This window comes from Sphingobium jiangsuense (assembly GCF_014196495.1).
Classification (GTDB): domain Bacteria; phylum Pseudomonadota; class Alphaproteobacteria; order Sphingomonadales; family Sphingomonadaceae; genus Sphingobium; species Sphingobium jiangsuense.
Genome location: NZ_JACIDT010000055.1, coordinates 1 through 2,422 on the forward strand (window position 1 = coordinate 1; position 2,422 = coordinate 2,422).

3 protein-coding genes are annotated in these 2,422 nt (G+C 54.8%); all 3 read right to left on the bottom strand.

Going from position 1 to position 2,422, the window contains the following annotated elements; genetic code table 11:
- Positions 1-116 precede the first annotated feature (116 nt).
- The 3 genes from GGR43_RS23250 to GGR43_RS23260 all read right to left on the bottom strand — a co-directional run bounded on the left by GGR43_RS23250 (position 117) and on the right by GGR43_RS23260 (position 2,050).
- On the bottom strand, positions 117-464 hold the full coding sequence (locus tag GGR43_RS23250) for a hypothetical protein (protein ID WP_188074075.1): 348 nt from the start codon (positions 462-464) through the stop codon (positions 117-119).
- A 35-nt stretch (positions 465-499) separates the two neighbouring features.
- On the bottom strand, positions 500-1,069 hold the full coding sequence (locus GGR43_RS23255) for a hypothetical protein (protein WP_223177591.1): 570 nt from the start codon (positions 1,067-1,069) through the stop codon (positions 500-502).
- Positions 1,070-1,390: 321 nt separating this feature from the next.
- A complete protein-coding gene (locus GGR43_RS23260) occupies positions 1,391-2,050 on the bottom strand; it encodes a LexA family protein (protein ID WP_188074077.1) in 660 nt (219 codons plus the stop codon).
- Between the last annotated feature and the right edge of the window lie 372 nt (positions 2,051-2,422).

Consider the following 2,422-nt stretch of genomic DNA (forward strand, 5'->3'; position numbering starts at 1 on the left):
AGCTCGTGTCTGGAAGCGCTGCCACTGGTTGCCGCAGCTGCCGATAAAATCCCCAAGTCCAAATTCACCCCTCCCCCACATCAGAAACTAAGCCCGCGCCTTTTCAATGGCGCCACTTAGTCGACCTTGCATATCCCGTGGGAAACGTAGACCATCGTCATCTGGCTCGCGACCTCCACCGCTTCACCGCCATCCATAAATTTCACGAAGGCCCCGGCGCCCGGTATCTCGACCGAATGTGTTGCGCCACGGTAGCTGAACACGGCGCGGTGATCGTCGCACCCCCGACTGTCGCAGCGCGAATATATCCCGGCTGCATCATCCAGCTTGACCCAGATCGAAGGATTGACGGGGTTGCATCCTTCGGCCGCACAAGACTGCTTTTGTGTGAAAGTGCATTGATAGGTGGTCGCGCTGGCTGGGGCTGCTGCCGCAAGCGCTGCTATGGCGGCGACAGCGTGCATCAAGTTCTTCCGCATTCAAGTTCTCGCTTTCCTGCTCAGTTGGAGGTATTCTCATAAACCCAGTCAACATTCGCCTCATAGATGAGCTTCGACGGGTCGTATCCGGGCTTGATCGGAACTGACCAGCATTGAGAATATCCCATGCGAGGCGGAATGATCACATCACTCTCTCGGGTCGGAGTATACTCAGAGACATCCATTGATCGGTTGGGCTGATGCGCCTGAATAGAAAAGGCAACCAAGGACACGGTCTTTGATGAGCGATTGAAAAATTGCACTCTCACCGGCCAATTTCCTTCGCATTTTAATGGCGTATCTGCCTTCACTCCGATCTTCGGTGGCAATGACACCATTGTTCCATCATCCCAACTGGCAGATATTTCAATCTGGTCTTTCAAAGGAGGAAATAATTTATCATTCAGATATCCGAACCATATCGAGACAACCCCGGCTAGAAGCGCCGCACTCACAACCAAGCGCCACGCAGTTTCCAGCAGCTTCATTAGCACATCGCCAACCGACGCAGGCCGCGTCACCTTGCCGATATAAAATGGCCCATTCCAGATTGTGCGGCAGACGCGGCCTGCCGTGAACAATACCCCCATAAGCTCCAGACCCCCAATTACCCCGCTATCTGCTCCCACCCCTCGTCCCGATTCGCAACAACAATCTGTGGATAACCCGAACCAGCCCGTTGCCTTTTGTTCCTCATTTGTTCCAATATCATTACATCGATTCGGGGAGGATGATATGCGGGAGCAGGCGCGCTATCGGGCAACATGTTTCGGTCAGGCAATCGGGCCATGGCGTACTTCCTTGGAGCGCGCCAGACGCGACCTCGTTGCGCGAAACTTGGGCAATTATGATGAATGGGGATACTTTTTCATCACGGTTCCGGGCGAGATTGAGGCCAACTACTCCTGGCCTCAATCAAGTGCGGCCTGATCTGGACTCATCGTAATAAGGATGACGCGCCCGATCACTTCATATTCACGGCTTGCGACCGGGATGACCTGATGGGCGGGATCGTTGGAGCAAGGCACAAGCCGAGCTGGATTCTCACGATACTGCTTGAACGTGACTTCCCCATCGCCGTTCCGAATTACGTAGAACCACCTGTCAAATAGATCCCGGTCCTCCGGGTCGATAATGATCATCGCGCCGTCACGGACCACCTTGTCCATGGAATTTCCGGTTACGGTCAATGCGTAGGCCGAATCTGGCATTCCCGGTTGCGGAGCCGGAATATAGCGGCTGGAGCTTTTGATAGCTTCTCGCCACGGTCCAGCAGGAACCTCGCCAAGGTGCGGGATGCCAGTTACCGGAATAGCGCCTTCTGGAAGAACAGCCGCCGCCTCTCCCATTTTCAGAAACTCAACGAGTATCGGCATTTCTTGTTGCTGCACTCGCCTTTTACGATTCCGCATCTCTGTAACGCGAGAGCGTGGAATGTTCAGAAGCTCAGCTATTTGCGAGGGCTGAACGCGCCCCTGATCGAGCCAACGAATCAATTCTTCTCGGATTTCTTGATCACCAATCATGGGACGACCCTGCGATATTCGTAATCGCCAGTCGATTACGTTCATTGTAATTCCCGCTTGAAATTTGATTACGATTTTCGTAATTTCGGTTTATGCAGAGCGAAGCAGACCTCATCATCGACGCACTTGGCGGGACCGTTGCGGTTGCGCGTATGGCGGAAGCCCCCGCGTCTACCGTCAGCAGTTGGCGGAAAATCGGGATTCCGCAGTCGCGCATGGCGCACCTCAAGCTACTGGCTAAGGTCCACAAGATCGAATGGCCCTCCCCCCACCGGGAGAGCGCGGGATGAGCGAGGAAGATATCCGGCTCGCCTGCCTGAAACTGGCGCATCAAAGGACCGGAACGGCCACCGAGGTCATAGCAGACGCCCAAGCGCTTGTGGATTTCGTGCTGGGCAATCCCTCGCGCGATGCCAC